The sequence below is a fragment of the Microbispora sp. NPDC088329 genome (assembly GCF_040685655.1).
GTDB lineage: Bacteria > Actinomycetota > Actinomycetes > Streptosporangiales > Streptosporangiaceae > Microbispora.
In genome coordinates this window covers 136,849-162,194 of the sequence record NZ_JBFBIP010000001.1, presented here as the reverse complement: position 1 = coordinate 162,194, position 25,346 = coordinate 136,849, and the positions used below count along the sequence as shown (strand labels likewise).

General features: G+C 69.8%; 26 protein-coding genes and 1 pseudogene. 12 read left to right on the top strand and 15 right to left on the bottom strand.

What is annotated here, in order from left to right:
• The first annotated feature begins 76 nt into the window (after positions 1 to 76).
• The 3 genes from AB0O28_RS00870 (at position 77) to AB0O28_RS00860 (ending at position 1,879) form a co-directional block, all read left to right on the top strand.
• The gene (locus AB0O28_RS00870) at positions 77 to 547 is read left to right on the top strand and encodes a MarR family transcriptional regulator (RefSeq protein ID WP_363634832.1); all 471 of its coding nucleotides are present in this window, start codon (positions 77 to 79) and stop codon (positions 545 to 547) included.
• A gap of 65 nt (positions 548 to 612) precedes the next feature.
• Positions 613 to 1,077 (top strand): MarR family transcriptional regulator, encoded by a 465-nt coding sequence (locus AB0O28_RS00865; RefSeq protein ID WP_363634830.1) that lies wholly within the window; start codon positions 613 to 615, stop codon positions 1,075 to 1,077.
• A gap of 82 nt (positions 1,078 to 1,159) precedes the next feature.
• Positions 1,160 to 1,879 carry an LLM class flavin-dependent oxidoreductase gene (locus tag AB0O28_RS00860; RefSeq protein ID WP_363634828.1) on the top strand — a complete coding sequence of 240 codons (720 nt, stop codon included), beginning with the start codon at positions 1,160 to 1,162 and terminating at the stop codon, positions 1,877 to 1,879.
• 52 nt (positions 1,880 to 1,931) lie between these two features.
• Here AB0O28_RS00860 and AB0O28_RS00855 read toward each other — a convergent pair whose 3' ends face one another.
• Entirely contained in the window at positions 1,932 to 2,663 is a 732-nt protein-coding gene (locus AB0O28_RS00855) for a hypothetical protein (protein ID WP_363634826.1), read from the bottom strand.
• Positions 2,664 to 2,727: 64 nt separating this feature from the next.
• Here AB0O28_RS00855 and AB0O28_RS00850 point away from each other — a divergent pair, with 64 nt between their 5' ends.
• From AB0O28_RS00850 to AB0O28_RS00840, 3 genes are read left to right on the top strand one after another with little or no spacing between them, the layout of a single operon-like run.
• A complete protein-coding gene (locus AB0O28_RS00850; RefSeq protein WP_363634824.1) occupies positions 2,728 to 3,516 on the top strand; it encodes an ABC transporter ATP-binding protein in 789 nt (262 codons plus the stop codon).
• A gap of 59 nt (positions 3,517 to 3,575) precedes the next feature.
• The gene (locus tag AB0O28_RS00845) at positions 3,576 to 4,325 is read left to right on the top strand and encodes a sulfite exporter TauE/SafE family protein (protein ID WP_363636131.1); all 750 of its coding nucleotides are present in this window, start codon (positions 3,576 to 3,578) and stop codon (positions 4,323 to 4,325) included.
• 6 nt (positions 4,326 to 4,331) lie between these two features.
• A complete protein-coding gene (locus AB0O28_RS00840) occupies positions 4,332 to 4,577 on the top strand; it encodes a hypothetical protein (RefSeq protein WP_205830246.1) in 246 nt (81 codons plus the stop codon).
• A 106-nt stretch (positions 4,578 to 4,683) separates the two neighbouring features.
• Here the strand turns inward: AB0O28_RS00840 and AB0O28_RS00835 are convergent, their stop codons facing one another.
• From AB0O28_RS00835 to AB0O28_RS00820, 4 genes are all read right to left on the bottom strand, one after another.
• On the bottom strand, positions 4,684 to 5,595 hold the full coding sequence (locus tag AB0O28_RS00835) for a Rieske (2Fe-2S) protein (RefSeq protein WP_363634822.1): 912 nt from the start codon (positions 5,593 to 5,595) through the stop codon (positions 4,684 to 4,686).
• Between the two features lie 108 nt (positions 5,596 to 5,703).
• Positions 5,704 to 6,306 carry an HD domain-containing protein gene (locus AB0O28_RS00830; RefSeq protein WP_363634820.1) on the bottom strand — a complete coding sequence of 201 codons (603 nt, stop codon included), beginning with the start codon at positions 6,304 to 6,306 and terminating at the stop codon, positions 5,704 to 5,706.
• A 140-nt stretch (positions 6,307 to 6,446) separates the two neighbouring features.
• Positions 6,447 to 7,151 carry a hypothetical protein gene (locus tag AB0O28_RS00825; protein ID WP_363634818.1) on the bottom strand — a complete coding sequence of 235 codons (705 nt, stop codon included), beginning with the start codon at positions 7,149 to 7,151 and terminating at the stop codon, positions 6,447 to 6,449.
• Positions 7,152 to 7,217: 66 nt separating this feature from the next.
• Entirely contained in the window at positions 7,218 to 7,424 is a 207-nt protein-coding gene (locus AB0O28_RS00820; RefSeq protein WP_363634816.1) for a hypothetical protein, read from the bottom strand.
• A gap of 679 nt (positions 7,425 to 8,103) precedes the next feature.
• Here AB0O28_RS00820 and AB0O28_RS00815 point away from each other — a divergent pair.
• The 3 genes from AB0O28_RS00815 to AB0O28_RS00805 all read left to right on the top strand — a co-directional run bounded on the left by AB0O28_RS00815 (position 8,104) and on the right by AB0O28_RS00805 (position 10,074).
• The gene (locus AB0O28_RS00815; protein WP_363634814.1) at positions 8,104 to 8,961 is read left to right on the top strand and encodes a helix-turn-helix transcriptional regulator; all 858 of its coding nucleotides are present in this window, start codon (positions 8,104 to 8,106) and stop codon (positions 8,959 to 8,961) included.
• 63 nt (positions 8,962 to 9,024) lie between these two features.
• Positions 9,025 to 9,231, top strand: coding sequence for a DUF397 domain-containing protein (locus AB0O28_RS00810; RefSeq protein WP_363634812.1), 207 nt, complete (start codon positions 9,025 to 9,027; stop codon positions 9,229 to 9,231).
• 636 nt (positions 9,232 to 9,867) lie between these two features.
• On the top strand, positions 9,868 to 10,074 hold the full coding sequence (locus AB0O28_RS00805; RefSeq protein WP_363634810.1) for a DUF397 domain-containing protein: 207 nt from the start codon (positions 9,868 to 9,870) through the stop codon (positions 10,072 to 10,074).
• Positions 10,075 to 10,200: 126 nt separating this feature from the next.
• Here the strand turns inward: AB0O28_RS00805 and AB0O28_RS00800 are convergent, their stop codons facing one another.
• On the bottom strand, positions 10,201 to 11,649 hold the full coding sequence (locus tag AB0O28_RS00800; RefSeq protein ID WP_363634808.1) for a catalase: 1,449 nt from the start codon (positions 11,647 to 11,649) through the stop codon (positions 10,201 to 10,203).
• A gap of 73 nt (positions 11,650 to 11,722) precedes the next feature.
• Entirely contained in the window at positions 11,723 to 12,166 is a 444-nt protein-coding gene (locus AB0O28_RS00795) for a Fur family transcriptional regulator (protein WP_363634806.1), read from the bottom strand.
• A 117-nt stretch (positions 12,167 to 12,283) separates the two neighbouring features.
• Here AB0O28_RS00795 and AB0O28_RS00790 point away from each other — a divergent pair, with 117 nt between their 5' ends.
• Both AB0O28_RS00790 and AB0O28_RS00785 read left to right on the top strand, forming a co-directional pair.
• On the top strand, positions 12,284 to 13,375 hold the full coding sequence (locus AB0O28_RS00790) for a CapA family protein (protein ID WP_363634804.1): 1,092 nt from the start codon (positions 12,284 to 12,286) through the stop codon (positions 13,373 to 13,375).
• A gap of 246 nt (positions 13,376 to 13,621) precedes the next feature.
• Complete coding sequence (locus tag AB0O28_RS00785; protein WP_363634802.1) at positions 13,622 to 14,191, top strand: TetR family transcriptional regulator; 570 nt, start codon at positions 13,622 to 13,624, stop codon at positions 14,189 to 14,191.
• A 345-nt stretch (positions 14,192 to 14,536) separates the two neighbouring features.
• Here AB0O28_RS00785 and AB0O28_RS00780 read toward each other — a convergent pair whose 3' ends face one another.
• The gene (locus tag AB0O28_RS00780; RefSeq protein WP_363634800.1) at positions 14,537 to 14,941 is read right to left on the bottom strand and encodes a hypothetical protein; all 405 of its coding nucleotides are present in this window, start codon (positions 14,939 to 14,941) and stop codon (positions 14,537 to 14,539) included.
• 163 nt (positions 14,942 to 15,104) lie between these two features.
• Here AB0O28_RS00780 and AB0O28_RS00775 point away from each other — a divergent pair, with 163 nt between their 5' ends.
• Complete coding sequence (locus AB0O28_RS00775) at positions 15,105 to 15,644, top strand: hypothetical protein (RefSeq protein WP_363634798.1); 540 nt, start codon at positions 15,105 to 15,107, stop codon at positions 15,642 to 15,644.
• A gap of 464 nt (positions 15,645 to 16,108) precedes the next feature.
• Here AB0O28_RS00775 and AB0O28_RS00770 read toward each other — a convergent pair whose 3' ends face one another.
• The 7 genes and pseudogenes from AB0O28_RS00770 to AB0O28_RS00740 form a co-directional block, all read right to left on the bottom strand.
• The gene (locus AB0O28_RS00770; protein WP_363634796.1) at positions 16,109 to 17,479 is read right to left on the bottom strand and encodes a hypothetical protein; all 1,371 of its coding nucleotides are present in this window, start codon (positions 17,477 to 17,479) and stop codon (positions 16,109 to 16,111) included.
• Between the two features lie 160 nt (positions 17,480 to 17,639).
• Positions 17,640 to 20,228 carry an ATP-dependent chaperone ClpB gene (gene clpB, locus AB0O28_RS00765; protein WP_363634794.1) on the bottom strand — a complete coding sequence of 863 codons (2,589 nt, stop codon included), beginning with the start codon at positions 20,226 to 20,228 and terminating at the stop codon, positions 17,640 to 17,642.
• An 83-nt stretch (positions 20,229 to 20,311) separates the two neighbouring features.
• Positions 20,312 to 20,599, bottom strand: a pseudogene (locus AB0O28_RS00760) (helix-turn-helix transcriptional regulator); the annotation flags it as partial.
• Positions 20,600 to 20,603: 4 nt separating this feature from the next.
• Complete coding sequence (dnaJ, locus tag AB0O28_RS00755) at positions 20,604 to 21,776, bottom strand: molecular chaperone DnaJ (RefSeq protein ID WP_363634792.1); 1,173 nt, start codon at positions 21,774 to 21,776, stop codon at positions 20,604 to 20,606.
• 79 nt (positions 21,777 to 21,855) lie between these two features.
• Entirely contained in the window at positions 21,856 to 22,512 is a 657-nt protein-coding gene (gene grpE / locus AB0O28_RS00750) for a nucleotide exchange factor GrpE (RefSeq protein ID WP_363634790.1), read from the bottom strand.
• Positions 22,509 to 24,383 (bottom strand): molecular chaperone DnaK, encoded by a 1,875-nt coding sequence (gene dnaK, locus AB0O28_RS00745; protein ID WP_363634788.1) that lies wholly within the window; start codon positions 24,381 to 24,383, stop codon positions 22,509 to 22,511. The genes grpE and dnaK overlap by 4 nt, the downstream gene beginning before the upstream one ends.
• Before the next feature lie 193 nt (positions 24,384 to 24,576).
• On the bottom strand, positions 24,577 to 25,077 hold the full coding sequence (locus AB0O28_RS00740) for a hypothetical protein (RefSeq protein ID WP_363634786.1): 501 nt from the start codon (positions 25,075 to 25,077) through the stop codon (positions 24,577 to 24,579).
• Positions 25,078 to 25,346 lie beyond the last annotated feature (269 nt).

Here is a 25,346-nt window from a genome sequence, read left to right as displayed (position 1 = left end):
TTTGCCGGGCGGCTCCGCGCGCGGAAGCGCGGGCCCCATGCCGGACGGACGGCCTGTCGAGCGGAAAGAGGCGCCGATGGAGGGCGAGGGGGAACGGTGGGCCCCGGAGCGCTATGCGGCGTTCTGGATCAACCACTCGTCGAGGAAGGTGACCCGCCTCCATGAGCTGCGGCTGCGCCCTATCGGGCTGAGCATGGCGAACGCCGCGGTGCTTCTGACGCTGGCCGAGGACGGCCCGCTGTCGCAGAAGGACCTGACCCGGTTGGCGCGGGTCGAACAACCGACGATGGCCGAGATGCTGTCGCGGATGGAGCGTGACGGCCTGGTGTGCCGGCAGCGCAATCCCCGTGACCGGCGGGGCAGCCTTTTCTCCCTCACCGACCTGGCGCGGGACCGGCTCGACCTGGTGCGCGAGGCACTGCTGCAGGGGGAGCGGGACGCGCTGTCCGGTCTCACTGACGAGGAGACGGAGCAGCTGATCCGGCTGCTCCGGCGCGTGGCCGGCAACGTGGACCAGGCCGCCGCTCCGCTCCAGCCGCCCCGATAGCGATCCCCTCGGCCTGCTTCCGGCGGAAGCGGTAGTTCGCTTCGCGAATTGGTTACTCTGTTTTGGTGAGCAAGAATGCCGACGGCCAGATCGGGACGGTGGCCGCGCTGGTGCGGTCCACGTTCCTTGTGAACGCCGTGTATGCGGATTCCGCCCGTGAGTATGGCCTCACCCAGCAGCAGGGCCAGTTGTTGTGCGTCCTGATGGCGCAGCCCTACGGGATGAGCGAGCTGGGCGCGACGCTCGGCCTGGCCAAGTCGAGCCTGACCGGTCTGGTGGACCGCAGCGAGCGCAACGGACTGGTCCAGCGCACGCCCGATCCCCAGGACTCCCGTGCGGTGCGGGTGTCGCTCACCAGGCAGGGCGCCAAACTGGCCGACGAGTTCTACACCGAGACCTGCCGCCGCGTCGAGGAGCTGGCCTCGGGGCTGGCCCCGGCGGAGCGCGACACGCTCGCCGCCCTGCTCGGCCGCGTCGTCACGGACAACAAGGTGCCCACCGTCTTCCTGGGGCCGGACTCCGCGCGCTGAACCCCGGAAGGGTTGAAGTTCGTGCTACGAACTAATATTGTTCGTAGCACGAACTGCAATTCCTTTTTGTGGAGCGTGAATCATGAGCCGTACGGTCGTGGTCGTCGGCGGAGGTTACGGTGGCTCCGCGGTCGCCAAGGCATTGGACCCCGAGGCCGACGTCGTCCTCATCGACCCCCGGGACGCAGCGCTCGGCTTCATCCTCGGCGGCACCCGGCGCATCGCGGGGTTCGCCAACGTCACCAACCTGCCGACCCGGCCCGCTCCCATGCTGGCCAGGATGGTGACGTCGTCGTCGGCGCTGTCGGGCGGCGGCCCTCCGGTCACCTATCGCGGCAAGCACTACCAGGTGAACCGGATCGAGCCGGCCCCCGTGCCCGCGCCGCCCGTGTGGACCGGATCGGTCGGCCGCAAATCCCTGGCCGCCACCGGCCGGGTGGCCGACGGCTGGATCCCCGGTCACGCGGCCGACTGGCTCAGCGAGCGTTACCGTACGTCGCGGCCGATCATCGACGAGGCGGCGGCGGCAGCCGGCCGCGATCCGCGCGAGATCCGCACGGTGTTCAACCTCCCCGGGCGCATCACCGACCGGCCGCTGCCCGCCACCCGCGACTCCGACGGCCGCTGGATCGGCGGCTCCGCCGGCCAGTGGGTCGAGGAGCTGACCGGAGCCGTGCTGGAGCACGGCGCGACGGGTTTCACGCTCTTCTCCGCCGACCACGGCGCCCCCGACCCCACCCTCCTGGCCCGCCGGGCCCAGGAGGTCGTGCCCGCCGTACGCGAGGCGACCGCCAAGCGGTGAGCCCGGTGCGGACGCGCGTCGGACCCGGGATCAGACCGGGATCAGACCGGGATCAGACCTGGGATTCGACGATCGCGTTGTGCGCGGCCACCCTGGCCCGGCGTACGGCGCGGTCGAGGTCGCGCAGGGCCTGCCCCCGGGCGGCGAGCTGCCCCGAGGTTAGCCCCCGCTCGTCGGCGAGGCGGAGCGCGACCGACAGCCGGGAGGCGAGGGCGCCGACCCGGTGCGCCCTGCCGGGATAACCGGGCGCGAGGGCCTCGCCGGCACGGTCGAGCGCGTCCGGCGCGGGGAAACCCTGCGCCGGGCCGTCGACGCCCAGGAGCGCCTCTGTGGCGGCCATCATCGTGGTCCGCAGCGCCTGCTCGGCCTCGGCCAGGGACGGCACGTCCGGCGGCACGGCCGACGCCTCGGCCACGGCCCAGCGGACCCCCGAGTACGACGAGCCCCTCCGATCGGCGGAGGGGACGAGGCCGAGGCAGCGGCCGGGGAGCACCGCCACGGCGGCCTGGCCCGCGTCGACGGCGGCGCCGTTGAAGGCGGGCGGGCCGGTGAGCCCGAGCGGGTCGCCGGGGACGGGCAGGGCCAGCCGGAACGCACGGAGCCCCTCGATCCGCCGGTCCACGAGGAAGGCCAGCAACGGGGTCTCGACGCCCTCGGCCGCCACCACCTGTGGCCCGGCCTCGCGCTCGACGCGGTCGAGGGCGCCTTCCAGACTCACGTGTCCCCCGAGCCAGGCATTGCCCCAGGCGACCAGCGTGGCGGAGATCGGTGAATCGATGTGCACCCGATCCACGATATGTGGTCGGACTGCAATAGTTTTATCTCAGTGACCACGGGAGGGGGACCACATGGGCGGTCAGGTGCTTCAGCTTCAGGACGTGGCCGTCCGCAGGGACGGCGCCGCTCTGTTGCGCGGCATCGACTGGAGCGTCCGCGAGGACGAGCGCTGGGTGGTGATCGGGCCCAACGGCGCGGGAAAGACGACGCTGCTCCAGGTGGCCGCATCGCTGCTGTTCCCGTCCGAGGGCTCGGTGGAGATCCTCGGCGAGCGGCTCGGCCAGGCGGACGTGTTCGACCTGCGACCCCGGATCGGCCTGGCCAGCGCGGCCCTGTCGGAGCGCATCCCGCCGGACGAGAAGGTCATCGACCTCGTGCTCACCGCGTCGTACGCGATCCTGGGCCGGTGGACGGAGGAGTACGACTCCCATGACGTCACCCGCGCCGTCGAGCTCATCGACCAGCTCGGCTGCGCCCATCTGATCCGGCGGCGTTTCGGGACGCTGTCGGAGGGCGAGCGCAAGCGGGTGCAGATCGCCCGGGCGCTCATGCCGGACCCGGAGCTGCTGCTGCTCGACGAGCCGGCGGCGGGCCTCGACGTGGCGGGCCGCGAGGATCTGGTACGCCGCCTCGGCGCGCTGGCCCGGGACCCGAAGTCGCCCACGATGGTCCTGGTGACCCACCACGTCGAGGAGATCCCGGCCGGATTCACCCACGTGCTGCTGCTGCGGCACGGCTCGGTCGTCGACCAGGGGCCGATCGACGCGGTGATGACCCCGCAGAACCTGTCCACGACCTTCGGCGTGCCGCTGCACCTCGACCGTGGTCAGGAGGGCCGCTGGTACGCCCGTCCCCTCTGATCGCCACGCGGAGTCCGGCGCCTACCCTTGGCGGATAGCCGTACGAGGGAGAGATGCCAGTGACGCCGTGGGAGGCGGCCGCGGTCTTCGCGGCCGGTGTCGGGGCCGGGGCCATCAACGCCGTCGTGGGATCGGGTTCGCTCATCACGTTCCCGACGATGCTGGCCGTCGGTTTTCCGCCGATCGTCGCGAACGTGTCCAACAACATCGGGCTCGTTCCCGGAGGCGTGACCGGGGTGCTCGGCTACCGCACCGAGCTCAAGGGCCAGCGTGACCGGCTGATCCGGCTCGGGGTCGCGTCGGTGATCGGCTCGTTCGCCGGCGGCCTGCTCCTGCTGTGGCTGCCCGCGGAGGCGTTCAAGGTCATCGTCCCGGTGCTCATCGCCGTCGCCTGTCTCCTCGTGGTGTTCCAGCCGAGGATCAACGAGTGGCTGGCCGTACGGCGAAGGCCGCACCCGCACGGCGGACCATGGCTCTGGCTCGGCGTCCTCGGCGCCGGCATGTACGGCGGCTACTTCGGGGCCGCCCAGGGCATCGTCCTGATCGGCCTGCTCGGCAGCTTCCTCGACGAGGACCTGCAACGGGTGAACGCGGCCAAGAACCTGCTGTCGCTGCTGGTCAACGCCACGGCGGCGGTGCTGTTCTCGTTCATCGCGCCGGTGGACTGGGCCGCCGTGCTGATGGTCGCGCTCGGTTCGGCCGTCGGCGGCTTCCTCGGCGCCCGGGTGGGACGTCGGCTGCCCGCGCCCTTGCTACGGGGATTCATTGTTGTCGTCGGTATCGTGGCGATAGTGAAGTTGTTGTCCTGAAAGGGTATGTCTGCCCTTGTGAAGGGCGACCGGGTGGAGATCGTCATCGATGCGGGGGGAACCCCGCGCACCTACGAGGTGGTCGCGACCAGGGCGGGCCGCCGGATCGAGATCACGACGGGCCGGGGAGTGGTCGAGGTCACCGAGGTCACGCGGGCGGGCACTCCCGTCCGCACCGCGAGGTTCATGTCCAATCGCGTCCTGGCGCTGGTCGAACATCCCGCGGACGACCGCGGCCCGGACACCGGCTGATCCGGGTCCGGGCAGGGGCCCGCCGCTTCCGGAGGGTCACCGCGCGGTCTTCGACACGGCCTTCGATGCGCACTCCGATGCGGTCTTCGATGTGGTCACCGTGCGGTCACTCCGCGGGACGGACCTGGACGACGCCGTCCTGCCGCAGCCGGGTCTGGAAGGCCGGCTGGCGCGACGTGGCGGGACCGTGCATGACCCGGCCGTCGGAGATGCGGAAGGCGCTGCCGTGCCACGGGCAGACGATGCAGGCCTCGCCGTCCTCCATGGCGACCCGGCCCTGGTGAAGGGGACCGGCGAGATGGGCGCAGCTGTCGGCGAGCACGTTCACGTCGTCGCCGAGGCGCAGGACGAACAGGTCGATGTAGCCGAGCCGCCGCCGGACCGGCCGCCCGTTCGGCAGGTCCTTGAGCGCGCACAGATCGTGCCAGCCGAGCGGCATGAGGTGGCCGACCGACTCCGCGTGATTGGCCCCGGCCGCCTGGCGGTAGGACATGTGGCTGCCGAGGTGCGCACCGGCGGAGGCCGCCGCGAGTCCCACGTACCCCAGTGTGCGCCCGGCGCGTTCGCGTCCCGTCAGCCGTAAGAAAAGAGAGCCCGTGTAGCAGAGCGCCGCGGCGGTGTTGGTCATGGCGTGCACGAAGCCCACGCGTTGCTGCTCCCGATGGAGGGTGGACCAGTCGGTGAGCCCGGCCGCCACTGTGGGAAGGGCGCTGCCGAGGCCCGCCACGATCAGCGTCCGGGCCGCGCGTGAGCCCGTTCTGGTCATGTCCACCACGCTCGCCGACAGCCAGCAGCCGAAGGTCGTCACGGCGAGCGCCGGATGCAGCGGATGCCCGATGGGCACGCCGTGCAGGACGTCCCGGAGCTTGCCGGGGCCGAGGCGGCGGCGGACCTTCTTCGAGAGGACGGCGATCGGCCGGTCGAGCGAGGTGGCCCGCTCGAGCCCGTCGAGGAGCTCTGCCGAAGGAACCCTCCGTGCCGTCCGGCCCGCACGTCGCGACCTGGTCGTCTCTTCCATGTTTCGCCCCCTAACACGGGATCACGTACCCCCGCGTCACGGCTGTGAACATGGACAGGCATGAGACGGTATATGCGAGTTTCGGGCCGGAGAGGGCCCCCGTTTCCGTCAGGGCGCCAGATGACCCCGGGCGACCGAGGCGGCGACGAGCCCCGCGGCGTACTGCCCGAGTGTGGGAGAGCCCTCCTCGATGAGCCGCACCTTCTCCATGACCTGGCGGGCCGTCACCTTGAACAGCGCCCACGTGCCGCCGTCGTTGTGATGGTTGGCGATGATCGGCGCGAGCCGGTCGAGTGCCCTGGCGAACCTCGCCTCCGGCGTGCGCCGCTCCTCGAACTCGTCCCACAGGGCCCGCAGTCGCGTCCCCTGGTCCTCGGGAAGCAGCCCGAAGATCCGGTCGGCCGCGGCGCGTTCGAGGTCGGCCTGCCCCTCGACCGCGACCGAGTCGTAGATGAAGGTGTCGCCGGCGTCGATCTCCACGATGTCGTGGACGAGCAGCATCGCGACCACCCTGGACATGTCGGTTCCCGGAGGCGCGTGCTCGGCCAGCGTCATCGCCATCATGGCCAGATGCCAGGAGTGCTCGGCGTCGTTCTCCCGGCGTGAGCCGTCGATCAGCGTGTTCCGGCGGATGACACGCTTGAGCTTGTCGATTTCCGTGTGGAAGGCGAGCTGGGACTGCAGCCGTTCGTGAATGAGCGCGGTCGTCACCCGCGCAAGCCTAACCGGTCACGATCAGCTCGTAGGGGATCCTCGGCCGGGTGCCATCAGGTCCATGAAACGCACGCCCCTCTCCCGCCCGGCGACGCGGCCCGCCCTGTCGTACGCGGTCACGGTGACTGGAGGGGTGTTCAGCACGCGGCTGTCCTTGCTCCGCCCCAGCACTCTGCCGACGAAGTAGCCGTTGGCGACCGCGGCGTCCCCACGCCGTCCGTCCGCCCAGTCGATCTCCACGCGGGCCACCTCGGGCATGACCCGGCCCGCGACCACCCGGAACGTGTCGTCTGGAAGTCGCCTTCGTCTCGCTGCGTGTGCGAGTCGGTCTGCGTTTCGTAGTAGTCCACGGTCAGGGAACCGCGCTTGGCGATGCTCCAACAGTGGAACACCGTCCGGTCGGCGAACTGCGGGTACTTCTGCGGGGCGCACAGCACGAAGCCCTTGAGGCTGCCGGTGAGCGCCGTCGAGCCGACCGCGTCGTGGTATTCCACCAGCACCCGGAAATCCCGTACGTCGCCCTGCCCGGGCATGCGGAGGTGGCTGTCCATGCTGTGCACAGGGCCGCCGGCGGGCATGCACTCCCGCACCAGCCGCAACTGCGCCGGAGTGTTGGCGGGCAGTTCCTCGACCGGTGTCGCCACGGTCGTTCCCGGCCCTCCCGTGACCACGACCAGCGGGCCCGCGACGCAGGCGGCGGCGACCACGGCGCCCGCCGGCGACCAGGTGAGGCGGCGCCGCCCCGACCCGCGTACGGCACGCGCGGTCAGCGCCTGGGGGTTCACCGGCTCGGCAGCCTCCGCCATCGCGCGCAGCTCCGCGCCGCTCAGATGCGCGCCCACCCCGGAACCTATGGCGAACCTGCGAGATTCTCGCGGAGCGTCGGACGGCGAGGAGGAGAGCGTACGTCAGACGGTGAAGAGGCGGCCGACCTCCTCGAGTTCGCGTACGAGGTCGAAGCGGGGGTCGCGGTAGTGGCGGGCGCCGAAGCCGGTGCGGCTGACGGTCCATCTCAGTTCGCGCGCCCATCTGTCCTGGTCGGCGCACAACGCGAGATCGGCCATCGTCATCCGGCTTCTGATCAGCAATAACCAGGCGGCACCGGGGGGGTTCATGGGGAGACTCCTTTCCGGTGGGTGCCAAGTGGAGATCTCGTCAGTCCTGAATTCGTCGTACGGGGGCGCGTCCCATTCAGGTAACGGCCCGATAGGTGGTCGCTGCTCGTGAAGTGCGAGCGCCGGCGGCGCCGGCCAAGTGTCGAAATCCCGCTGGCCCGGATGCCTCCCGTTGTCACGCGCATCCGAAGCGGCCGGCGCCCCCGGGTCGTGCCTGACAACCCTCAAGCCCTGCTACGCGTGGCCCAGGCGGCGCCTCGCTACGTTGTCGTCGCCGATAACGCTGTTATCGGCTCCTCCTCCGACTCGCGATGCAACTACCTGGTTTCACGCTCGCGACGGGCAGCATTTCTCAGACACTCCCTGGCCGGGCGCGTGCCCCGGATGGGGAAGCGGGTTTCGGAATATTTCGCCGGCGACGCCGGCGCCCCCACACTCCGGAAGACCCTTCCCGTATCGATCGTGACTCACGGGGGAATGCCCTGCAATACTTGGCGAAAAGAAATCCGCAACAATCTTGTGCGGATGCGCTGCAAATTACCGTGCAAGTTGCACGAGCGGGCGCGGTAATCTTCGGACAGGGCGCCGATCCCCGCGCGCCCGATCCGCCAGGGCGCGCCCACCATCCGTGCGTCCACCCGGAATCACCGGATTCACCGGATGAAGGAGGTCGGCCGGGATGCCCCAGCACGGCAGTCCCACCGTCCGCCGGCGGCGGCTGGGGCAGGAGCTGCGCCGGTTACGTGAGCGCGCCGATCTGACGGGCGACCAGGTCGCCGCCCGGCTGGGCTGGTCGGCGGCGAAGATCAGCCGGATTGAGACGGCGCGCACCTCGCCGAGAACCACCGACGTCGAGGCGCTGCTCATGATCTACATGGTAGATTCCCGCCAGCGCCAAGAGCTGCTCGCCCTGCACCGGGACGCGACCCGGAAGGGCTGGTGGGAGGATTACCGCGACTCCCTGCCCAAGGAATACACGACGTTCCTTGGCCTGGAGGCCGAGGCCACGGTGGCACGCGACTGGGAACCCCAGGTGGTGCCGGGTCTGTTCCAGACGGAGGCGTACGTCCGAGTCATGATGGAGAGCGGACAGCGGAGCACCCTTGTGGCGCCGGGCGGCGTCCGCAGCCGGATCGACGTCCGGATGGCCCGCCAGGAGGCGGTTCTCGGGGCGGAGAGCCCGCTGGCGATCTCGGCAGTCCTGGAGGAGTCGGTCCTGCTGCGCAGGTTCGGCGATCACGAGGTGATGCGGGAACAGCTCAGGCGGCTGGTCGAGGTGTCAGAGCTGCCGAACGTCGAGTTGCGGATCCTTCCGCTCGACGCGGACCACCCGATCAACACCGGGGCGTTCTGCCACCTCAAGCTGCCCGAGTTCCACGACATCGTGTACCTGGAGGCACTCCTGGGCGGGCGTCTGGTCGAGGACGAGACGATCGTCTACCGGTACGAGGTGGCGTTCGACTATCTGGAAACCAAAGCCCTCGACGTGGACGACTCTCGCCGGTTCTTGGAGAAAACTGTCCGTCACTGGCGATAGCCAGCTCTAGACCGCCCCGGAAACCACACGCGATCGATTTCCGGGGGGAGAGATAAATTGTCCATGAACTCGATCGATCTGTCCGGTGCCGCCTGGTGGAAGAGCAGCCGGAGCTCTAATAACTGCCAGTGTGTGGAAGTAGCCGTACTGCCCGGCGGCCATGTCGGTGTGCGTGACAGCAAGAATCAGGACGGGCCCGCGCTCATCTTTACCCCCGCTGAATGGGACGCGTTCATCGGCGGCGTTAAGGACGGCGAGTTCGACCTCTAAGCACCTTCGCCGGGCAGAGGGCCGGGGTCGTCCACCGACTCAGGCCCTCGCCCTTCGTCTTCCTAGTAGGAAGCTACCCAGTGCTCCTATAGTGACCGCTCCAGCGCAGGTTCCAAGCACAGGAGCGGACCTCTTGATGAGCCTTGCTGAAGCCAGTGGCGAAGTTGCTGGCGGTGGTGGGCCGATGCGGCCGGCCTCCTCATATTCTTCCTCGACTAGCTGCCAGAAGAGTCGCTTGCACTGAGTCTGAGCCAATCGAGGTACGTGCCGTCAGTGATCTGCTGGAGGATGAGGGGGGAAATCGCAGTCGTCAGCAGCCCGCAGATGACGACGGATGACATGACGAGGAGGGGAAGGCGTGGCCTGTTCTTGCCCTTCAAAGGATGTTTCCCTGGCATCCCCCGATTGTGTCACCTGTGATTGTCTTGCTGAAGAGTGCGGTTAGCCAGAGTTCTCTGCCAATAGTGCGATAACTGACAACCCTCATGGTGTCAAACAGTCGCGGACCTCACGGGCGCTTGCTCCTCGGCGAGCGCTCCGAGGCTGTCACGCCCTGTCAAGGTGCTGCGATAGCCAGCTCTAGACCGCCCCGGAAACCACACGCGATTGATTTCCGGGGGGAGAGATTAATTGTCCATGAACTCGATCGATCTGTCCGGTGCCGCCTGGTGGAAGAGCAGCCGGAGCGCCAACAACTGCGCGTGTGTGGAAGTGGCCGTCCTGCCGGACGGTCACGTAGGCGTTCGCGACAGCAAGAACCAGGACGGCCCCGCGCTCATCTTCACCCCCGCTGAATGGGACGCGTTCATCGGCGGCGTGAAGGACGGCGAGTTCGACCTTTAGCCATACGGACCATCAACGAGCCCCGTCGGGGGAACCGCCCGCGAAGGGCGCCGGCAGACAGCTCGCGGAACGCGCGTACGGCCCGCGCCCGGAATCGGGCGCGAGCCGTACGTGAGGGGAAGGGGGTCAGAGGACGCCGAGCCCCTGGGCGACGCGCTGGCCGAGGTCCTTGTGGACGTTGGTCCAGTATTCGACCACGCGCCTCTTCATGTCGCCGGTGACCTCGGGAGCCGAGGCGTGTCCGACGATGTTGCCCACCATGTGGTCGCGGTCGACGTCAGAGAGCACGTTCTCCCACAGCGCGCGCGGCTGGGCGAAGTCGTCGTCCTCGCGGTGCCGCACGTAGGCGCTCCGGATGATCTCACCGGCGACCTGGTAGTTCTCGCCCTCGTAGAGCGAGGGGTCGGCGGCCGGGCCGCCGAAGGAGTTCGGCGCGTACAACGGGTCGCCCGGGTTGGTGAACGCCATGGCGCCGTCCTTGTTGTAGCTGTGGACGGGCGACTTGGGCCGGTTCACCGGAAGCTGCAGGTAGTTGGCGCCGATGCGGTAGCGGTGGGTGTCCGGGTAGGAGAACAGCCTGCCCTGGAGCATCTTGTCCGGGGACGCGCCGATGCCCGGCACCAGGTTGGCGGGCTCGAAAGCGGCCTGCTCGACCTCGGCGAAGTAGTTCTCCGGGTTGCGGTTCAGCACGAACCGGCCGATCGTGATCTCCGGGTAGTCGGAGTGCGGCCAGACCTTGGTGAGGTCGAACGGGTTGAACCGGTAGTCCGCCGCCTCCTCGAACGGCATGATCTGGACGTTGACCTTCCACGCCGGATGATCGCCGTTCCTGATGGCGGCGGACAGGTCGCGGATGTGGAAGTCCGGGTCCTCCGCGGTCATCGCCCTGGCCTCGGCGTCGGTGAAGTTCTCGATGCCCTGCTCGGTCTTGAAGTGGTACTTGACCCAGAACTTCTCGCCCGCCGCGTTGTACCAGAGGAAGGTGTGCGACCCGAAGCCGTGCATGTGCCGCCAGGTGCGCGGCGTCCCGCGGTCGGTCATGAGGAACGACACCTGGTGGGCCGACTCGGGCGACAGCGTCCAGAAGTCCCACTGCAGGTTGTGGTCGTGCAGGTGGTTGTCGGCGCGGCGCTTCTGCGTGTGGATGAAGTCGGAGAACTTCTGCGGGTCGCGGATGAAGAAGATCGGCGTGTTGTTGCCGACGATGTCGTAGTTGCCGTCCTCCGTGTAGAACTTGATCGCGAAGCCGCGTGGGTCGCGCGCGGTGTCGGCGCTGCCCAGCTCGCCGGCCACGGTGGAGAACCGCAGGAAGAGCTCGGTCTCCTTGCCCTTCTGGAAGAGCCCGGCCTTGGTGTACTGGCTGACGTCCTCGGTGACCTGCAGCACGCCGTACGCGCCGCCGCCCTTGGCGTGCACCACGCGCTCGGGGACCCGCTCCCGGTTGAAGTGGGCCATCTTCTGGATCAGGTAGTGGTCCTGCAGCAGCAGCGGCCCGTTGGGGCCGACGGACAGCGAGAACTCGTCGCTGGGAGCGGGGATCCCGGCGGCGGTGGTGGTGATCGGCCTGTCGGTCATGGGGCTGTCCTCCGGGGTCACTTCACTCGAGGTCACTTCATGCGTGGAAAGACGGAAAGCAGGGACATGAGGCTCAGACACGGGCGGAGTCGGACGGGACGCCGCCGGCCTCGGCCCGGCATGGGGGGCACAGGCCCCAGTAGATGACGTCCGCCTCGTCCACCAGGTAGCCGGCGTCCGACGCCGGCTCCAGGCAGGGGGCGTGTCCCACCGCGCAGTCGACGTCCGTCACTTTTCCGCAGCGGCGGCAGACGAGGTGGTGGTGGTTGTCGCCCACCCGCGTCTCGTACCGCGTCGGGCTGCCCGCGGGCTCGATGCGGCGGACGAGCCCGCCGCGCTGCAACGCGTTCAGCGAGTCGTAGACGGCTTGCAAGGACACCTGACCAACGCGTTCGCACACACCGCGATGGATGGCTTCCACGTCGAGGTGGTCGCCCTCGCTCACGGCCCGCATGATCGCGAGCCGGGCCGCGGTCACCCGCAGTCCGGCATGACGAAGGAGGCCTGCGTCGTCCACACCCCCACGTTAACAGCAAACTTGAATGATTCAAGTAAAGGAACTCTCCAAGTTATTTGCCCCACGATCTCCCGCGGGGTCCCCGGATGACGGCGGGAGATGGCATGCTCAGGTGCCGTGAGACGTCACCCCCTCGTCCTGTCCCTGTTCGGCCTTCTCGTGGCTCCCCTCCTTGTCGCGGGGTGCAGCCCGGCGGAGAGCGAGCCCGTCCCCGGCGCCTCGCGACAACCGGAGGTCAAGACCGCCACGCCGTCCGCCAAACCGCAGCGGCGGCCCTTCACGATCTCCTTCGCGGGTGACGTGCACTTCGAGGGCGTGCTGCGGAGCCGGCTGGACGCGAATCCGCGTACCGCCCTCGGCCCGATCGCCGCCGTGCTGCGCAAATCCAACCTCACCGCGCTCAACCTCGAGACGGCCATCACCACCGGAGGCACGCCCGCGCCGGGCAAGCAATTCACCTTCCGCGCCCCGGCCACGGCGTTCGCCGCGCTCAAGGCCGCCGGGGTCGACGTCGTCACGATGGCCAACAACCACGGCATGGACTACATGGAGAGCGGCCTGCGGGACACCCTCGCCGCGATCAAGTCGTCGAAGTTCCCCGTCATCGGTATCGGCGCGAACGAGACCGAGGCGTACCGGCCCTACCGCAGGACGGTCAACGGCAACCGGGTATCGATCATCGGCGCGACCCAGGTGCTCGACGAGCAGTTCATCCAGGCGTGGACCGCCTCCGGCGACAAGGCGGGGCTCGCCTCGGCGAAGAACGAGCCGCGCCTCATCCGCGCCGTACGGCAGGCCCGCAAGAACTCCGACACCGTCATCGTGTTCCTGCACTGGGGCACCGAACTGGTCAAGTGCCCGACGCCGGTGCAGCGGAGCCTGGCAGGCAAGCTGGTGGCCGCGGGGGCCGACGTGGTCGTGGGCAGCCACGCGCACATCCTGCTCGGCGGCGGTTACTCCGGTCAGGCGTACGTGCAGTACGGCCTGGGCAACTTCGCCTTCTACAACTGGGGCCCGGACACCGGGGCGACCGGCGTGCTCACCCTGACCATCAACGGCAGGAAGGTGCTCAAGGACCAGTGGACCCCCGCCAGGATCAACGGCGGCGTGCCGATTCCCGCGACGGGCGGCGCCAAGCAGCAGGCGCTCGGCGCGTACCGCGCGCTGCGCGGCTGCACCGGCCTGTCGGCCGCACCCGCCGACTCCTGACGGCGAGTACGACCGATATCTCGCCGCAAATCGGACGACTGGCTGACAACCGCTGACCACGGCGCGTGAAACAGGCAAGATAGGTGAGTGTCCAGCCGGTACGTGAGGGAAGCAGGCGGTCCCGCCATCGCCGACGAGCGCCGGGACCATGGGGATGGTGAAGGGATGTCGCCGCGCGCGTCGCATCCCGGTGAGCCGCTGCGGCGGCGTCCTTCGCAACGTCGCAGCGCCCGCAGAGTGGAACGGATGCTCGACGCCTGCGCCGAGTTGCTCGACGAGGGTGGGTACGACGCGCTGACGACCACCAGGGTGGCCGAGCGGGCCGGGGTGGCGATCGGCTCGGTCTACCAGTTCTTTCCGGACAAGAGGGCGCTCAGCCAGGCGCTGACGCGGCGCAACGTCGAGTTGTTCGTCGCGCGGGTCGGTGGTCGCTTCATGGTCGAGGACTACGCCGGCTGGTGGGACGCCGTCGACGTCATCATCGACGAGTACGTCGAGATGCACCGCAGCGTGCCCGGGTTCCGCTCGCTGCACTTCGGCGAGGTCTTCGACCTCGACCTGCTCGACTCCGTGTCCGACAACAACACCGTGATCGCCGGACGGCTCCGCGCGCTACTCCTCGCTGAATTCGGACTGGCGGACAGCGAAGATTTGGACCGTGCCATTCTCGTCGCCGTCGAGGCCGGGGACGCGGTGCTGAAGCTCGCTTTCCGGCACGACCCGGGCGGCGACCCCGGGATAGTGGCCGAAGCCAAACAGCTCGTCCGCGGATATCTGTCCCGCCAACTCGCCTCCGCCGTCTCACGAGGCGAATGACGGTGTGAGTGACGGGCGTCTGTCGTGAGGCGTCTTCCCGCACGGTGATCGACCCCGCGGCCGGCGAGTCGACGGCCGCGGGGGCCATTGGCTCAGTGCCTCGGTGGCGTGGCGCTGTGGCGCGGTGCCGGGGTTGTGCGGTGCCTCCGTGGTGCTGTGGTGCGGTGCCGGGGATGTGCGGTGCCTCCGTGGTGCTGTGGTGCGGTGCCGGGGATGTGCGGTGCCTCCGTGGTGCTGCGGTGCGGTGCCGGGGCTGTGCGGTGGTTTGGCGGTGCGGTGGCTCTGTGATGCGGTGGCTCTGTGATGCGGAGGCTCTGTGATGTGGAGGCTCTGTGATGCGGTGGCTCACTCGTGAGGGCGGCCCGGCTCGCCCGGCTCGATGGGCGCCTGGGGGCCGCTTACGGTGTGGGGGACGCCGATCGAGGGCCACAGCCCCGGGGCGGCGCCCCGGACGTATGCGGTGTTCTGCCACGACCTGGTGTGAGTGCGTGGCGGTATCGTCAGCTCCCGCGTGTCGTCCTCGCCTGCCAGGTTAGGCTGTCCCTTCTCGGCCCTCTCGGCGTGGCACCCCACCGCCGTTGCGGGTTCGACGCTCAGCTCCAGCATCTGCAGTTTGGCCTGCAGCCGGGCCAGTTCGGCATGGGCTCGGTCGAGCGCCTCGTACTGGGCGGTGACGAATCCGGCGAAACCCGGGACCACGGCGGCGAGCACCGTTGTGGAGGCGAGAGTCAGTATCACCCGCTTGGACATGCTGTAACGCTCCTCGCCGAGCTTTGGTTGGCACAGGCGTGGTGCGATATGCCCGACTATCTGCCGAGAAAAGCGCATAGTAGCCAAACGTGTACTAATTGTTGCTTTGACAATGCCTGATGTTGTCCTGCGAAAGCACGCCGAGATCGGTAGCCTCGGCTCTGTGGCACATGTGACAAATGAGCAGGTGGACCGACTGCTCGAACAGGCTCTGCTGCTCGATGACCACGGTGCCCTCGCCCGCCGCCTCGACGTGCTGGCCCAGGGGTACGAGTCGGGAGAGATGTCGAGGGCGGCGATCCTCGTGCTCGCCGCCGAGGAGTGGCGCCAGGCTGGTCAGCCCGCGACCGCTCTCGACCGCTACCAGAGCGCCGTGGAGGACGGCGGGGAGGTGCAGGTGGACCCGCGTGCCGGCATCGCCGACACGCTGTTCGAGCTCGACCGGCCCGAGGAGGCCAGGGCCGTGATCGCCGTGATCGGGGCGGGTGACTGGAATCCGGCCACCGCGCTGACCGTCGCCGAGACACTCGTGGCGTACGGCGACCTCGATGCGGCGCACGAGTGGGCCACCGAGGGCATCCGTGCCTGCGGCGCGACGGTTTCGGGCATCCGCGACTCCCTGCTCCGCACCCGCTACCGCATCCGGGTCGATCTCGGCCTGCCGGAGGACGACCTCGACGCCCTCCTCGACGTCTCCCGCTGAGTCCTCCCGGCGTCCCGGCTCCGCCTGGGTGCCTGTCCACCGTGCCTCAGGCGCGCTGCGCGCCGCGCGGTCGGTGACCGTCATGCGAAAAGGGGCCGTGGGTCACGGCCCCTTGATCCCGCTGTCGCGGTTCTTGCTGTCGTGCTCTCGCTGTCTTCCGGTTGTGCTGTCTTCGGTTCTGCCGTCTTCTGTGTCTCGGGTGGCCGAGGCCGGGCCGCGGCGGGATTGTGGCGGGTCGCTGTGGGGGGAGGCGGGGTGGAGGCGGGGCGGAGGCCGCTCACCCGGCCGGGGAGTGCGGCCGGCCGGTGTGCGCCTTCCCTGCGGGTGCTCCCGTCTCCCGCCCGGCCGCTGCGTTCCTCTGCGGCCCGGCCGCTGTGTTCCTCGTGCGGCCTGGCCGTCGTCCGCGGCCCGCGGGCCGCGAGGCCACCCTCCCGCGCCCGTCCGTGGCATACGGCGGAAGCGGGTTACGGCAGGAGCTTCTTGCCGGTGGCGGCGGCGAAGTCGGTCACCGCGCGCGTGCCCGTCGCCTTGGTGAGGGCGGCCGGGGCGGTGATGTCGTCGTTCTGCCGGCGCGCTGCCGCCTTGGGGTGCTCCCGCGGCTGCAGACGCGGCACATGCCGGCCGTCCGCCGTGTCGGGCCGCACGGCCGCCGAGGTTTCCCTCCCACGTTCGCCGTCGTGCCGCTGACGCTTGTCTTTGGCCTCCTTGCGCTCGCCCTGCGGCAGAGAGGCGTTCCGCGTGCCGGCCGAGGGCCGACCGGCCTGGCCCGCCTGGTTGGCGGTCTGGTTGGCCGCCTGCGCCGGGGCCGGGTTTCCCGGCTGCTTGTGGGGGTGCTGCGCCTTGCGGTGGCGGTGGTCCCGGGCCGGGAAGGTCTGCGTGCTCTGCTTCTGGCCCGAGGCGCCGCTCTGCGAACTGCTGTTGGTGGAGGTGCCCAGAGGTGCGGTGACGCCCTGTGGTCCCTGGTTCTGTGCCTCCGGCTTCTGCGCTCCCCGCTTGTGCGTCTCCGGCTTGTTCGTCTCCGGCTGGTGCGACACGCGGTTCTGCGACGCGGGGTTCTGCGAGACGGGGTTCTGTGACGACGCCCGGCCCTGGAGCGAGTCGCCCCGGGAGGCGGCGTCCACCGGGTCGCCTCCCGGCTTCGTGCGCCGGTGGCTCTTCTTCGGACGCTCCTGCGTGACGGGCTGCTCCCGCTCCTTGGCGGCCGGAGCGGTCCGCAGCGCCTCCTGCGGGCAGGTGCCGGTGGTGCCGGGCCTGGCCGGTGCGACGGCCAGGAGCGGCACGGTGCTCCTGCTCGGGAACAGTGTCTTGGCATCCGTGGCGGGAGCGGCGGGCGCGCGGCGTGGCGCGGGAATCGCCGTGGTGCCGGACACGGCATTGTGCACCGGGGCGGAGACCGCCTGCGCGGGTGCGGAGAGCGTCTTGGCGTCGGCGGGCAGCGCCGCCGCGCCGCCGGGCACAGCGGGAACGGCGGAAACGGCCTTGGCCTCGCCGGGCGCCGCACCGGCCACCGCGCCGGCTACCGGGCCCGGCAGCGTACGGGGGCCTGGCACGGCCGGCACCGCCGCGGGCCCCGGGACGGTCCGCGTGGTCCGCGTGGCCGTGGCGAAGCCGGTGGGAAGCGAGTTGTGCCCCTGACCGGCGGCCGCCCCGGCCGCGTCGGCGATGCTCAGCACACCCGCCGCCGGAGCGAGGGTGGACAGCCCTCCCGGGAGGTCGCGGCCTGTCACGTCATGGCTCGTGACGTCATGGCTCGTGACGTCGCGGCTTTGGGCCCGGCAGGCGTCGGCGAGCGCGCCGGCCCTCGCCATCGCCGGGCCCCCGGTCAGCCAGCTCACGCCGGCAGTGACCGCCGCAAGCGCGACGCACCGCCCTCGAATACTTCGTGATGTCCTGGACATCCACGTCCCCCTGATCGCGTACGGTAGTCCGACGAACGCCGAACGTAGCAGCGAGGGGAAAGGGCGGGGCGCGCTTGCCTCAATGGTGGGGAAGACCTTACCGAGCGGGCTTGATCTTCAACGTGTCTCCTGCCTCGTCAAAGTCGACGATTACCTCGTCGCCGTCCCGGATGGCCCCCGACAGCAACTCCCTGGCGAGCTTGTCGCCGATGGCCGACTGGATCAGCCGGCGCAGCGGGCGCGCGCCGTACAACGGGTCGTAGCCGGTCAGCGCGAGCCAGTCGCGGGCGGCGGGCGTGACGGTCAGCGTCAGCCGCCGGTCGGCCAGGCGCCGCGCGAGACGGGCGACCTGCAGGTCCACGATCTGCGACAGCTCCTCGGTGCCCAGCGCGTCGAACACGATGATGTCGTCGAGGCGGTTGAGGAACTCGGGCTTGAACGAGGCCCGCACCGCGTTCAGCACGGCCTCGCGCTTGGCCTCGCCCTCCATCGTGGGATCCACGAGGAACTGCGAGCCGATGTTCGAGGTGAGGATCAGGATCGCGTTGCGGAAATCGACGGTGCGACCCTGCCCGTCGGTGAGCCGGCCGTCGTCGAGCACCTGCAGCAGGATGTCGAAGACCTCGGGATGGGCCTTCTCGATCTCGTCGAGCAGCACCACGGTGTACGGCCTGCGCCGCACGGCCTCGGTGAGCTGGCCACCCTCCTCGTAGCCGACGTATCCGGGCGGTGCGCCGACCAGACGGGCCACGCTGTGCTTCTCGCCGTACTCGCTCATGTCGATGCGGGTCATGGCCCGCTCGTCGTCGAACAGGAACTCGGCGAGAGCCTTGGCCAGCTCGGTCTTGCCCACGCCGGTCGGGCCGAGGAACAGGAACGAGCCGGTCGGCCGATCCGGGTCGGAGATGCCGGCCCGGGCACGCCGTACGGCGTCGGAGACGGCCTGGACGGCCTCGCGCTGGCCGATCAGGCGCGAACCCAGCTCGTCTTCCATCCGCAGCAGCTTGGCGGTCTCACCCTCCAGCAGCCGCCCGGCGGGGATGCCGGTCCACGAGGAGATGACTTCGGCGATGTCGTCGGGGCCAACCTCCTCCTTCACCATCGGCTCCTCGGCCTCCGCCGTCTCGGCGGCCTTGGTGGCCTCGGCGAGCTCCTTCTCCAGGCGGGGGACGTCGCCGTACATGAGCCGGGACGCGGCCTCGAAGTCGCCGTCGCGCTGGGCCCGCTCGGCGGCGCCGCGCGCCTCGTCGAGCTGCTTTTTCAACTCGCCGACCTTGTTGAGGCCGGCCTTCTCCCGCTCCCACCGGCCGACCAGCGCGTTGAGGTCCTCCTGGCGGTTGGCCAGCTCCTCGCGGAGCTTCTCCAGGCGCTGGCGGCTGGCCTCGTCGGTCTCCTTGGCGAGCGCGAGCTCCTCCATCTTCAGGCGGTCCACGCTCCGCTGGAGCTGGTCGATCTCCACCGGCCGCGAGTCGATCTCCATGCGCAGCCGCGACATCGACTCGTCGACCAGGTCGATCGCCTTGTCGGGGAGGAAACGCGACGTGATGTACCGATCGGAGAGCGTCGCGGCGGCGACCAGGGCGCTGTCGGAGATCTGTACCTGGTGGTGGGCCTCGTAGCGGCCCTTGAGCCCACGCAGGATCGCGATGGTGTCCTCGACGGTGGGCTCGCCGACGTAGACCTGCTGGAACCGCCGCTCCAGGGCGGGGTCCTTCTCGATGCGCTCGCGGTACTCGTCGAGAGTGGTCGCGCCGATCATGCGCAGCTCACCGCGGGCCAGCATGGGCTTGAGCATGTTGCCCGCGTCCATCGCGCCCTCGGCGGCGCCCGCGCCGACCATCGTGTGCAGCTCGTCGATGAACGTCACGATCTGGCCGTTGCTTTCCTTGATCTCGGTGAGCACGGCCTTGAGGCGTTCCTCGAACTCGCCGCGGTATTTGGCGCCAGCGACCATCGCGCCGAGGTCCAGCGCGACGAGGCGCTTGTTGCGCAGGCTCTCGGGCACGTCGCCGGCGACGATCCGCTGGGCGAGGCCCTCGACCACGGCGGTCTTGCCGACGCCGGGCTCGCCGATCAGCACGGGGTTGTTCTTGGTGCGGCGCGACAGCACCTGGACGACCCGGCGGATCTCGCTGTCGCGGCCGATGACCGGGTCGAGCTTGCCCGACCGCGCCCGCTCGGTGAGATCGACGCCGTACTTCTCCAGCGCCTGGTAGGTGTCCTCCGGCGTCTCGCTGGTCACCCTGGCGTGCCCGCGGACCTTCTCGAACGCCTCCAGGAGCGCGTCGGGGGTGGCGCCCGCGGCCTTCAGCAGGTCGGCGACCTGCCCGCCGTCGGTGGCGAGCCCGACGAGCAGGTGCTCGGTCGAGACGTACTCGTCCTCGAGCTGCTTGGCCCGCTGCGCGGCGGTGTTGAGCACGGTCAGCAGCTGGCGTGAGCTGGACGGGGCGCTCACGGTGGAGCCCTGCGCCTTGGGCAGGCGGTCCAGCAGTTCCTCGGCCTGAGCGCGCACGCGCCGGGGGTCCGCCCCGACGGCCTGCAACAGCGACCCGGCGATGCCGCCGTTCTGCGCCAGCAGAGTCGTCAGCAGGTGCGCGGGCGCGACCTCGGGGTTGCCGTCCGCCGCGGCGCGCCGGACGGCCGCGGACAGGGCCTCCTGGCTTTTCTGGGTGAACTTGTAGTCCATATGTGAATGCCTCGATTCGCCGGTCAGGCAGGTGGCAGTTCGTAGCGGACCAGTGCCCGCAACATGGTGACCTCACCCCTGAGCCGTGTGACCTCCTCGCGCATGCGCATGTTCTCGGTTTCGAGCTCGAGGATGCGCTTGATGCCGGCGAGATTGATGCCGTGCTCCTGGGAGAGCCGCTGGACCTCGCGCAGCAGCACGATGTCCCTGGTGGAGTAGAGCCGCCCCCGCCCGGCCGTACGGCCGGGGCTGACGAGGCCGAGCCGGTCGTACTGGCGGAGCGTCTGCGGGTGCAGCCCGGACAGCTGGGCGGCTACGGAGATCACATAGACGGGGGTGTCGTCGGAAAGGTCGAAAAACCTGGCATCCATCGGCTCACTCGCTTCTGGCCTGCTTGATCAGTTCTTCGCGAAGGTCCGGGCCCTCGGTGGCGTTCCTGAACTCCTCGAGGGCCGCGCGGGCCTTGTCGTCGAGGTTCTGGGGCACCGTGACCTGGACGGTGACCAGCAGATCGCCCTTCGTGCCGTCCTTGCGGGAGGCCCCCCGGCCCCGCACCCGGAACGTCCGCCCGTTGGGCGTCCCCTCCGGGATGCGCAGGGTCACCGGCATCCCCCGGAGAATCGGCACCTTGATCTCGGCGCCGAGCGCGGCCTCGGGGAAGGTGACGGGGACCGTGACGGTCAGGTTCTCCCCGCTGCGCCCGAACACGGGGTGCGGCTTGACGTGGACCAGCACGTAGAGGTCGCCGGCCGGGCCGCCGTTCTCACCGGGCGCGCCCTTGCCCTTGATCCTGATGCGCTGGCCGTCGCCGACTCCGGCCGGGATGCGGGCCTGGATCGTACGGGTGCTCTTGCCGCGCCCGCTGCCGTCGCAGACGGGGCAGGGGTCGTCGACCACCAGGCCCCGGCCGCGGCAGTCACGGCACGGCTCGGAGAAGGCGAAGTTGCCGAGGTTGCGGCTGGCCGCCCCGGTTCCCTCGCAGGTCGGGCAGACCCGCGGCGTGGTGCCCGCCTTCGCCCCCGTGCCGCCGCAGGCGGTGCAGGCGGCCGAACTGGTGAGCCGGAGTGACACGGTCGTGCCGTCGACCGCCTCGCCGAAGGCGAGCGTCACCTCCGACTCGACGTCCTGGCCGCGCCGGGGACGGGCGGTCGTCGTGCGCGTGCCCGCGCCGCCCCGGTTGAACAGCCCCCCGAACAGGTCCCCGATCCGCTCGCCCGATCCAGAGCCGCCGAACAGGTCGCCCAAGTCGAAGTTGAAGCCGCCGCCGGCACCGCGTGGGCCGCCCGCCCCCGAGAAGCCGCCCACGCCCGACCCGAACAGGGTGCGCGCCTCGTCGTACTCCTTGCGCCGCTTGACGTCGGACAGCACGTCGTACGCCTCGGAGACCTCCTTGAACTTCTCCTCGGTCTCCTTGTTGCCCGGGTTGGCGTCGGGGTGGTACTGCCGGGCGAGCTTGCGGTACGCCTTCTTGATCTCTTCGGCGCTCGCGGTCTTGGGCACACCAAGGACGGCGTAGTAGTCCTTTTCCAAGTAGTCCTTGGTGCTCATCTATCGCTTCCTTCGCACGAAAGGGGGAGTGAATCGGTGTCTCTCCCGATCTTCGCCGATCGGGAGAGACCTCGCGGTTTCAGTTCTCGTCCGGCCCGTCGGACGAACCGTCCGCGCCGGACTCACCGGAGCCGGCCGCCGTCTGCTCCGGCGCCGCCTCCTCGCTCGGCTCGGCCACGGCCACCCGGGCGGCGCGCAGGATCCGGTCGTTGATCCGGTAGCCCGGCTGCAGGATCTCGACGCACGTGGGCTCGGTCACCTCGGCCGAGTAGCTGTGCAGCAGGGCCTCGTGCACGGTCGGGTCGAAGGGGTCGCCCTTCGCGCCGTACACGGTCAGGCCCAGCTTGCCGACGGCCGCCTCCAGCGACTCGCTCACCTTCGCGAAGCCGCCGGTCAGCTCGCCGTGGTCGCGGGCGCGGCCGATGTCGTCGAGCACCGGCAGCAGCTCGGTGAGCACGCTCGCGACGGCCTGCTCCCTGACGGCGATCCGGTCGCGCTCGACCCGCTTGCGGTAGTTGCTGAACTCCGCCTGGAGCCGCTGAAGGTCGGCGGTGCGCTCGGCGAGCAGGCCCGTCGCGGACCCCTCGGCGGGCGCGGCCGTCTCCGTCCCCTGGTCCCCGGGGGCGGTCTCGGACGTGCCCCCGTCGGACTCACGGGCCTTGCCGGTCTCCGGGTCGATCTTGCGGTTGTCGCGGATCACCGGCTCCTCCTCGGGGCCGTTCTCACGCGGGCTCACTTGCGGCCGCCCTCCCGCTCGTCGTCGACGATCTCGGCCTCGACGACGTCCTCGTCGGCCTTCGCCTGCGCGCTATCGGCGCCCTCGGCGCCCGCGCCGGCCGCGGCGCCCTCGGCGCCGGCCTGGGACTGGGCGTAGATGGCCGAGCCCATCTTCTGGCTGACCGTGGCGAGCTTCTCGGCGGCGGTGCGGATGACGGGGACGTCGGTGCCCTCCAGCGCCTTCTTCAGCTCGGCGAGCGAGTCGTTGACCTCGGTCTTCACGTCGGCCGGGACCTTCTCGTCGTTCTCGCGGAGGAACTTCTCCGTCTGGTAGGCCAGGGCGTCCGCGTTGTTGCGGACCTCGGCCTCCTCACGGCGCTTCTTGTCGTCCTCGGCGTAGGACTCCGCCTCGCGCATCATCCGCTCGATGTCGTCCTTGCCCAGGGCCGAGCCGCCGGTGATGGTCATCGACTGCTCCTTGCCCGTGCCGAGGTCCTTCGCCGAGACGTTCACGATGCCGTTGGCGTCGATGTCGAAGGTGACCTCGATCTGCGGGATGCCACGCGGGGCCGGGGCGATGCCGGTCAGCTCGAAGGTGGCCAGCTTCTTGTTGTACGCCGCGATCTCACGCTCGCCCTGGTAGACCTGGATCTGCACCGACGGCTGGTTGTCCTCGGCCGTGGTGAAGACCTCCGAGCGCTTGGTCGGGATCGTCGTGTTGCGCTCGATGATCTTGGTGAAGATCCCGCCCTTGGTCTCGATGCCCAGGCTGAGCGGGGTGACGTCGAGCAGCAGGACGTCCTTGACCTCGCCCTTGAGGACACCGGCCTGGAGCGCGGCGCCGATGGCCACGACCTCGTCCGGGTTCACGCCCTTGTTGGGCTCCTTGCCGCCGGTCAGCTCCTTGACCAGGTCGGACACGGCCGGCATACGGGTGGAGCCGCCGACCATGACCACGTGGGCGATGTCGGAGACCTTGATCCCCGCGTCCTTGATGACCTGGTTGAAGGGGCCCTTGCAGCGCTCGAGCAGGTCGGCGGTGATCCGCTGGAACTCCGCCCGGGTCAGCTTCTCCTCGAGGTGCAGCGGGCCCTCGGAGGAGGCGGTGATGTAGGGCAGGTTGATCGTGGTCTCGGTCTGGGCCGACAGCTCGATCTTGGCCTTCTCGGCCGCCTCGCGCAGGCGCTGGAGGGCCATCTTGTCCTTGGACAGGTCCACGCCGTGCGCGTTCTTGAAGCGGGTCACCAGCTCGTCGACGACGCGCTGGTCCCAGTCGTCGCCACCGAGGTGGTTGTCACCGCTGGTGGCCTTGACCTCGACGAAACCGTGCCCGTCCTCCTGGCCGACGTCGAGCAGGGACACGTCGAAGGTGCCGCCGCCGAGGTCGAAGACCAGGATGGTCTGGTCCTTCTCCTTGTCGAGGCCGTAGGCCAGGGCCGCGGAGGTGGGCTCGTTGATGATGCGCAGCACGTTGAGGCCCGCGATCTGACCGGCCTCCTTGGTGGCCTGCCGCTGGGCGTCGTTGAAGTACGCCGGGACGGTGATCACCGCATCGTTGATCTTCTCGCCCAGGTACGCCTCCGCGTCCTGCTTGAGCTTTTGCAGGACGAAGGCGCTGATCTGCTGGGGCGTGAACTTCTTGCCGTCGATCTCGATCGACCAGTCCGTGCCCATGTGGCGCTTGACCGAGCGGATGGTCCTGTCGACGTTGGTCACCGCCTGCCGCTTGGCGACCTCGCCGACGAGAACCTCTCCGTTCTTCGCGAACGCGACCACGGACGGCGTGGTCCGCGAGCCCTGAGCGTTCGCGATGACCGTGGGCTCGCCGCCCTCGAGGATCGAGACGACGGAGTTGGTCGTCCCCAGGTCGATACCTACCGCACGTGCCATGAGTACGTCCTTGTAGTCAAAGTTGAGTCGGTCAGACTCAAATACTGGAGCCCCGTGGGGGTTCTGTCAAACAGCTTGAGTCTATGGGGCTCAACCCTGAGACGCGCGGGTTTGTTCCCTTCATCCGCGAACCCGTGCGAACCGTCCTGCCTGCCTCGCGGCGGGCGGCCCGCACGCCGCCCGTCCGCCCGGCCTATTTGGCGCCGTCCACGATCTTCCGTGCGTCGAGCGGGGCCTTGAGGTGCACCTTCGTGGTCTTGAGGATCGCGATCGCGATGCAGACGGCGTCGGGTGATCGCCTGTCCTGTCCCTCGTACAGGGTGACGGTGACCTCGCGCGCGCTCTCGGTCACCTCGACGCGGTCGAGCACGGTGCAGGGCTCCACTCCGGACCACCACACGACGTCGAGGGACCGGCCGTCGGCCGCGGGAGTGGCGCTCTCCCACGGCACCTTCCGGGGATGCAGGGTGGGCCCGGCCGGGGCCACGGGAGACGGAGTGCCGCTCGGCGCGCCTGACGGGGCCGCCGGCGCGCCGGTGGCCTTGTCCGGAGCCTGGACCGGCGGGCGAGAGGGGTGATCGGCCCCGGCGCCGGAGGGGGAGCCCTCCGGCTGCTCGGGTGAGGCCGAGGTGGAGGAGGTTCCCCCGCAGGCGACGGCCAGGAACAGCAGGGCCACGAGCCAGAGCTTTCTCATGTCCCTTACACGGTTGTAAAGGGACCCGGGTTCACCCGCCGTGACCGTCCAGCGCACCCTCGGAACGCTCCCTCGGCGCGCCCGGCGCGCAGGGGTGCCCCGCCGGTGCGCTCGGAGAAGGGAACACCCGCTCCGGGGAGGGAACACGCGCTCCGAGGAGGAACCGGTGCGGCCGTGACCGGCCCCCGGGGCCGCGGTCCCGATGTGACCGGCTGTGCGCGCCGGCGCCGGTCACGCGCTCGTGCGTTGACGCGCCGGAGTCGCCGGGC

Coding starts and splice junctions, on each gene's coding strand:
- AB0O28_RS00870 (WP_363634832.1), top strand. CDS start 77: ATGGAGGGCGAGGGGGAACGGTGGGCCCCGGAGCGCTATGCGGCGTTC.
- AB0O28_RS00860 (WP_363634828.1), top strand. CDS start 1,160: ATGAGCCGTACGGTCGTGGTCGTCGGCGGAGGTTACGGTGGCTCCGCG.
- AB0O28_RS00850 (WP_363634824.1), top strand. CDS start 2,728: ATGGGCGGTCAGGTGCTTCAGCTTCAGGACGTGGCCGTCCGCAGGGAC.
- AB0O28_RS00840 (WP_205830246.1), top strand. CDS start 4,332: ATGTCTGCCCTTGTGAAGGGCGACCGGGTGGAGATCGTCATCGATGCG.
- AB0O28_RS00835 (WP_363634822.1), bottom strand. CDS start 5,595: ATGGAAGAGACGACCAGGTCGCGACGTGCGGGCCGGACGGCACGGAGG.
- AB0O28_RS00820 (WP_363634816.1), bottom strand. CDS start 7,424: ATGAACCCCCCCGGTGCCGCCTGGTTATTGCTGATCAGAAGCCGGATG.
- AB0O28_RS00815 (WP_363634814.1), top strand. CDS start 8,104: ATGCCCCAGCACGGCAGTCCCACCGTCCGCCGGCGGCGGCTGGGGCAG.
- AB0O28_RS00810 (WP_363634812.1), top strand. CDS start 9,025: ATGAACTCGATCGATCTGTCCGGTGCCGCCTGGTGGAAGAGCAGCCGG.
- AB0O28_RS00805 (WP_363634810.1), top strand. CDS start 9,868: ATGAACTCGATCGATCTGTCCGGTGCCGCCTGGTGGAAGAGCAGCCGG.
- AB0O28_RS00800 (WP_363634808.1), bottom strand. CDS start 11,649: ATGACCGACAGGCCGATCACCACCACCGCCGCCGGGATCCCCGCTCCC.
- AB0O28_RS00785 (WP_363634802.1), top strand. CDS start 13,622: ATGCTCGACGCCTGCGCCGAGTTGCTCGACGAGGGTGGGTACGACGCG.
- AB0O28_RS00780 (WP_363634800.1), bottom strand. CDS start 14,941: ATGTCCAAGCGGGTGATACTGACTCTCGCCTCCACAACGGTGCTCGCC.
- clpB (WP_363634794.1), bottom strand. CDS start 20,228: ATGGACTACAAGTTCACCCAGAAAAGCCAGGAGGCCCTGTCCGCGGCC.
- dnaJ (WP_363634792.1), bottom strand. CDS start 21,776: ATGAGCACCAAGGACTACTTGGAAAAGGACTACTACGCCGTCCTTGGT.
- dnaK (WP_363634788.1), bottom strand. CDS start 24,383: ATGGCACGTGCGGTAGGTATCGACCTGGGGACGACCAACTCCGTCGTC.
- AB0O28_RS00740 (WP_363634786.1), bottom strand. CDS start 25,077: ATGAGAAAGCTCTGGCTCGTGGCCCTGCTGTTCCTGGCCGTCGCCTGC.